Source organism: Clostridium sardiniense, from assembly GCF_050584765.1.
Classification (GTDB): Bacteria; Bacillota; Clostridia; order Clostridiales; family Clostridiaceae; genus Clostridium; species Clostridium sardiniense_A.
In genome coordinates, this window is record NZ_JBNOOR010000013.1 from 1 (window position 1) to 6,121 (window position 6,121).

The window sequence follows — 6,121 nt, forward strand, 5'->3', positions numbered from 1 at the left end:
TTGCTGGTTGTTTAAATGTTTTATATATTCTGTTCAATTTTCAAAGACCATTTTATCTCGTCGCCCTCAAGCGACTCGTTTATCTTATCACTTTCGAAAAACTTTGTCAACATTTTTTCAATAAGTTTTTAACTTAATTTGATTTAAAATGTTGTCTCGCTTCCGTAGAAGCCCTTTCGCATCAGCGACAAGATTTATATTATCATCATCAATTAATATTGTCAACATTTTTTTGCAAATTTATATCAAATCATCCCTTATTTCATATAATAATATAAATTATTACTAAATATAAGGATTTTTAGATATGTACAACATTATAATGAGTAAAAAAAGTTCAATAAAGGCTACTATAAATCAATTTCTTAATGCAATTTTCGCTAATAATAATTTTAAGCAATTTATATCAAATGATAAATTAAATGAATTGCTTGATCTAAAGATAAAATACTTCACTCTATATAACAAAAAAAGTTCTCTTCCCGTTTTAGATTCATATTCTAAAATAAAATATGATTTTATTAAGGAAGTAAACGAGGATTATTCTCTAGTTAAGTTTTCTGTGTATTCAATATTGGATATTGGTACTAACAGCTTTGACTCCATAACTACATCAACATATATCTCACTACTAAAAAAAATATCTAATAAATGGTTTATAGAATATATATCTGATATAGAATCATTAAAAGATAAAGTTAATTATAAAGATCCAAAAACTTTCATTCTTCTTTACAACACTTTATTAGATAATGAAATAGATAAATATAATTCTTTATTATTAAACTTTAATACTCTTAATATAAATATCAATAATACAGTTGCAGTTTCATCAGTATTTAAAAAGACCTCTTACTCAAAATCTAAAGCAGTAGAATACGCTGAAAAATATGCCTTAAATTATAACAAAGAGTATATTGATTTTGATAAAAGCGGTGGAGATTGTACGAATTTCGTATCTCAGACAATTCATTATGCAGGAATAAACACCTCTTCAACATGGAAACCATACTCTAATCCTTGGGTTAGAGTAAAAGAACTACGTGATTACCTAATTTATAATCATCTTGCATTTGAAACAACAAATATAGATCAAAATTGTGTTGGCTCTATAATACAATTCTTTAGTCCAATTAAAAATACTTGGTCTCATTCTGGAATTATAACTTATAATACGGGAAATACATGTCTTTACTGTTGTCATTCTTATGATAAATTAAATTATCCTCTTTCTTATGTATATCCTAATATATATCCTAAGATAAGAATAGTAATTCCATATTAAAAGGCTAACATGGTCATGTTAGCCTTCTTATGCCTCTATATTATTTTTATCTTCATCCTTATTTTTAACATCTTCATTTTTATTTCCAAATAATTTATTCTTTAAAACATTAAATAGCATCTTCTTTTTCTTCTCTTCTTCTCTATTATCTTTATCTATCATTAATGCGATATCCATTATAGGCGATATCTGATCTATTGTATCTTTATAACCAATACTTACTCTCTTCTTAGTATTATCTGGAGTAAAATCTAGAACACCATCCATTAATCCTGCTTCCATTTCACTTGGTCTTATTTCTATTATCTTTGAGTTTGGATAGAGTTCCCTATTAATTTTTACATTGCTAGCTAATGGGACTACTATTATTATATCGCACCCTTCACCATATACAGGTTGTATTGGTATATTATCAGTCATGCCTCCATCTAGATAATTTTTTCCTTCTATTTCTTCACTTTGATATATCATAGGAAGGGCTGATGTAGCTAAAAGTATTTTTCTTATATCTTCATTGTTATAATCATCAATCTTAAAGTATTTCGCTTCTACCTTTGGTATTTCAGTGCAAGCTGCATAACATACCCTATTTCCACTTTTGATTTTATTAAAGTCTAAGTATTCATCAATTATTTCAATTAAACCATCTCTAGGTATGTCTCCACCATTTATGGCTTTAGGCATATATTTTTTTATTAAATTCAAGTTTCTTGATCCAATTGTTACAAGTATACTTCTTTTTAATAAATCCTTATGATTTGTTGGTAGTATTTTCTCAACACTTATATTCATCCAGACCTCTTCTGCAATATTTATATCATCTTGATTAAATAACATAGCATTTAAAGCTCCTATTGAGGTACCTGATATAACACTAATATATTTATCTATCTTTAACTCCTTAAGAGCTTTCCATACTCCTATTTGATATGCTCCTCTTGCTCCCCCTCCAGCTAAAACTAATCCTATTTTCATTTTAATCCCCCCCTTTAATATCAATAAATTTTACTGCATATAATTTCACACTATTATTTTATACTGTAGGTTTTTATTGGTTAAAACAAAAGGGCTTTTCTATATATTTTTAAGAAAAACCCTTGCAGTCATATTTAATTATAGACTACTTATTAACTTTTAATGTATCTAGAATAATCAGTGCAGTATCTTCTATTGCTCTTTGAGTAACATCTATAGTTTTACAACCAATTCTTCTTATTATCTTGTCTGAGAACTCAAATTCTTCTAATATTCTAGCATCCCCTGCATACTCAATATCAGATGGTATCCTATGAAATTTATCTAATCTTCTTTTTCTTATCTCAATTAATTGAAGTGGATTTATTGTCAATCCAAATACCTTCTTCTTATCAATTTCATATAATTCTTTTGGTACCCCCACCTCAGGTACTAATGGAATATTTATAGCTTTTATTCCTTTATTAGCTAAGTACATACATAATGGTGTCTTTGAAGTTCTTGAAAGTCCAATTAAAACTACATCAGCATTTTTAAGACCTCTATAATCCTTACTATCATCATATTGCATGGCAAATTCCATAGCTTCTATTCTTTTGAAGTAGTCTTCATCAGTCTCCCACATTGCACCTGGATTATTATCCGGCAATCTATTAAGTTTAGAAGATGCTACATTCAGTATCGGCCCTAGTACATTTATAACTGATATATTATTTTCTATACCTTTTTGAGTTAAATATTCTCTTACATTAACAGTTATTATTGTAGAAACTATAATTGCTTCCCCTTCACATTCCTTAACTGCACTAATTACATCCTCTATATCTTCTAAAGTTTTTATATACGGAATTCTCTCTACTACAACATCATTTGAAAATTGACTTGCAGCAGCAATAGCAACTTGATTGGCTGTTTCCCCTATAGAATCTGATACAGCAAATATTGTTAACATCTCAATACCCTCATTTCTATTAAATTTGTAATTTTCAAAATTCTCTTTATATTTATATTATTACATATTTTTTTTATTTTTCTCAATAGTGAATTTTATTATTATATGTTAAACTTAAATTTGTAAACTGTGATTTACAAATTATTCTTTATATGGAGGGCATAATGAATACTAAAAAATTATTAATTATATGTACATTGCCTGTAATGTGGTTAGTTTATCTACTATTCGAATTATTTACTGGAAGAATAAATGACTTAACTACTATTATAGGGAATATCTTCTTGATAATCTTATTTGGAATAGTAGGATACGCTTTTTATAGATTTACATTAAAAAGACCTGAAGGTCTTACAAGGAAGGGCATCTTTGAACTATTTTTTATACTTATGTTGCTTGATCAAGGAATTAAAATAATAATTAAACTATTTTTCTTTAATTCTTACTTTGATATTTTCAATGGATTTCTATCCTTTAACCCATTAATTAATACAGATGGGTCATGGTTAAATGCTAGATTTGGTACATCAGTTAGCTTTTCTATGCTGATTATACTTAATATTATAGCTTTAGTAATCTTTATAGAATTATACAGATATTATAGAAGTAAGGGTCATAAAGGTATATTTGGAGATCTTGCTATAGTATTTATAATTGCAGGAGCTTTATGTTCTCTTATAGATAAAGTTTTCTATGGTGGTAGCCTAGACTTTATTGGAGTAAGCAATTTATTTGTAGCTGATTTTAAAGACATATATATTAATCTTGGAATATTATTTTTAGTTGTATGTCTATATGATAATGGCTTCTTCTCAAATGAAGATGATACAACTTTAAAGGAAGACTTTAAGAGTATAAAAAAATTCTTTATTTTTATCGGTGATGATATAAAATCATTATTTTCAAAAAAGAAATAATCATAGCAATTTAATTTTAGATTCATCTATATAAATAAAAGCTACATCAAAAATTTGATGTAGCTTCAATATTATCAATAAAATAAAATTACTAATAAAAAAAAGATTATGCTTGCATAATCTTTTTGAATATATAATGCTAAGCAAGTTCCTATTAGAGAATTACTTTAAGTAATTCTTGGTGGCTCGCCCGGGAATCGAACCCGGGACACCATGATTAAAAGTCATGTGCTCTACCGACTGAGCTAGCGAACCATATAGACCTGGCAACGTCCTACTCTCCCACACAGTCTCCCGTGCAGTACCATTGGCGCTATAGAGCTTAACTTTCCTGTTCGGAATGGGAAGGAGTGTTTCCTCTATGCCATCATCACCAGATTGCTTTGCCGTTTCGCCTCAATTAGCGGCTCAACAATTACTTATTATATAGACCTAACAACCTTTTGTCAACAAATTTCTGCATTTTTTTTATATTTTTTTATTGATGAATATATAAATAACCCTCAAAGCCTTATACTTCAAGGGTTACAGTGTTTTTATTTCTTACTATTTTTTCTTTAATAACCTAATCTTTTTATATATTCTTTTATAACATTTATTGAATTTTGGAATTTATTTTTTTCTTCATCACTCATGTGTATCTCTACGATTTCTTTGATACCTTCTGAATTTAATATTACTGGTATTCCTGCAAATACATCAGATACTCCGTACTCACCTTCTAAAAGAGTTGAAACTGGTATTATCTTATTTTCATTATATAAAATTGCTTTTATTATGCCTACAGTTGCACTAGCAATTGCATAATATGTAGTACCTTTTCTCTTATATACTTCCCAGCCAGCTTGTGCAGTGTCTTGAACTAATTTATCAAGATCTACATTTGGAAATCTATCTTTATTATCTTCTAATACCTTTATAAATGATTTTCCTCCTACAGTTACATGTGACCAAGGTACCATCTGAGAATCTCCATGCTCGCCCATGGAATATCCTTGTACACATCTAGGATCTACATCTAAAAGCTCTCCAATAAAATTCTTTAATCTTGCAGTATCTACTGATGTTCCTGTACTTAATACATGACTCTTTGGTAATCCAGATAACTTATATACATGATATGCTATAATATCTGCTGGATTTGAAACTATTATAAAATATCCCTTAAATCCTGATTTCATAATAGGATTCACGATTGTTTCTACAATCTTTGCACTTAAGTCTAATGTATCTAATCTTGTTTGTCCAGGCTTTGGTGGTGCTCCTGCAGTTATTACTATAACATCTACATCTCCACACTCATCATAAGATGCAGCTCTAACCTTAGTATTTCTATTTAAATACTCTATTGAGTGATTTAAATCCATTGCTTCTCCTACAGCTCTTTCATTGTTTATATCAATCATAAGAACCTCATCACATATCCCTTGTGTAACTAAGCTAAAGGCAGTACTAGATCCAACTAAGCCTGTACCAACTATTGCTACTTTAGTATTTTTAATTCCCATATTATATTCTCCTCATTCCTCTTAAGATTTTATCCATAATAATTTATTTTAATTTTACTATATTAATACTATATAGCAAAATTTTCAAAAAATAAACTCTAAAAATAGCCTAAATTATTTTTAGAGTTTATTTTTTATAATAGTTGATTTTTATCATTTTTAAAACTTTCAACCTTTATTTCAGTAAAATATTTTCGCTATTTCTTCCTTTAAAAGTAAGTCATTAGGTCTATATTTCTTTAACTCACATACTAATAAAATTTATGTAATTAGTTATATTTTTATATAGCAAAAAAGACTTAGATAATTCTAAGTCTTTTAAAATGGTGCGTCATCAGGGATTCGAACCCGGGACACCCTGATTAAGAGTCAGGTGCTCTACCAACTGAGCTAATAACGCATATCTTACCTGGCAACGTCCTACTCTCCCACACAGTCTCCCGTGCAGTACCATTGGCGCTATAGAGCTTAACTTTCCTGTTCG

General features: G+C 28.6%; 5 protein-coding genes, 2 tRNA genes and 2 rRNA genes. 2 read left to right on the forward strand and 7 right to left on the reverse strand.

Features of this window, described 5'->3' with window-relative positions:
* Positions 1–322 precede the first annotated feature (322 nt).
* Positions 323–1,285 carry an amidase domain-containing protein gene (locus ACQPUW_RS17085; protein WP_430838649.1) on the forward strand — a complete coding sequence of 321 codons (963 nt, stop codon included), beginning with the start codon at positions 323–325 and terminating at the stop codon, positions 1,283–1,285.
* A 27-nt stretch (positions 1,286–1,312) separates the two neighbouring features.
* Here ACQPUW_RS17085 and ACQPUW_RS17090 read toward each other — a convergent pair whose 3' ends face one another.
* Both ACQPUW_RS17090 and ACQPUW_RS17095 read right to left on the reverse strand, forming a co-directional pair.
* Complete coding sequence (locus ACQPUW_RS17090) at positions 1,313–2,260, reverse strand: patatin-like phospholipase family protein (RefSeq protein ID WP_430838650.1); 948 nt, start codon at positions 2,258–2,260, stop codon at positions 1,313–1,315.
* Positions 2,261–2,405: 145 nt separating this feature from the next.
* The gene (locus ACQPUW_RS17095; protein WP_204596833.1) at positions 2,406–3,212 is read right to left on the reverse strand and encodes a pyruvate, water dikinase regulatory protein; all 807 of its coding nucleotides are present in this window, start codon (positions 3,210–3,212) and stop codon (positions 2,406–2,408) included.
* A 164-nt stretch (positions 3,213–3,376) separates the two neighbouring features.
* Between ACQPUW_RS17095 and ACQPUW_RS17100 the strand changes: the two genes are divergently transcribed.
* Positions 3,377–4,129 carry a signal peptidase II gene (locus tag ACQPUW_RS17100; protein ID WP_430838651.1) on the forward strand — a complete coding sequence of 251 codons (753 nt, stop codon included), beginning with the start codon at positions 3,377–3,379 and terminating at the stop codon, positions 4,127–4,129.
* A 179-nt stretch (positions 4,130–4,308) separates the two neighbouring features.
* Here ACQPUW_RS17100 and ACQPUW_RS17105 read toward each other — a convergent pair.
* The 5 genes from ACQPUW_RS17105 to rrf (ACQPUW_RS17125) all read right to left on the reverse strand — a co-directional run.
* Positions 4,309–4,384 (reverse strand) — tRNA-Lys (locus ACQPUW_RS17105).
* Positions 4,385–4,390: 6 nt separating this feature from the next.
* Positions 4,391–4,507, reverse strand: a 5S ribosomal RNA gene (gene rrf / locus ACQPUW_RS17110).
* A gap of 179 nt (positions 4,508–4,686) precedes the next feature.
* On the reverse strand, positions 4,687–5,637 hold the full coding sequence (locus ACQPUW_RS17115; RefSeq protein WP_430838652.1) for an L-lactate dehydrogenase: 951 nt from the start codon (positions 5,635–5,637) through the stop codon (positions 4,687–4,689).
* A gap of 324 nt (positions 5,638–5,961) precedes the next feature.
* Positions 5,962–6,037: transfer RNA gene (locus ACQPUW_RS17120), tRNA-Lys, on the reverse strand.
* Between the two features lie 7 nt (positions 6,038–6,044).
* Positions 6,045–6,121, reverse strand: a 5S ribosomal RNA gene (rrf, locus tag ACQPUW_RS17125); the annotation flags it as partial.

Coding starts and splice junctions, on each gene's coding strand:
- ACQPUW_RS17085 (WP_430838649.1), top strand. CDS start 323: ATGAGTAAAAAAAGTTCAATAAAGGCTACTATAAATCAATTTCTTAAT.
- ACQPUW_RS17090 (WP_430838650.1), bottom strand. CDS start 2,260: ATGAAAATAGGATTAGTTTTAGCTGGAGGGGGAGCAAGAGGAGCATAT.
- ACQPUW_RS17095 (WP_204596833.1), bottom strand. CDS start 3,212: ATGTTAACAATATTTGCTGTATCAGATTCTATAGGGGAAACAGCCAAT.
- ACQPUW_RS17100 (WP_430838651.1), top strand. CDS start 3,377: ATGAATACTAAAAAATTATTAATTATATGTACATTGCCTGTAATGTGG.
- ACQPUW_RS17115 (WP_430838652.1), bottom strand. CDS start 5,637: ATGGGAATTAAAAATACTAAAGTAGCAATAGTTGGTACAGGCTTAGTT.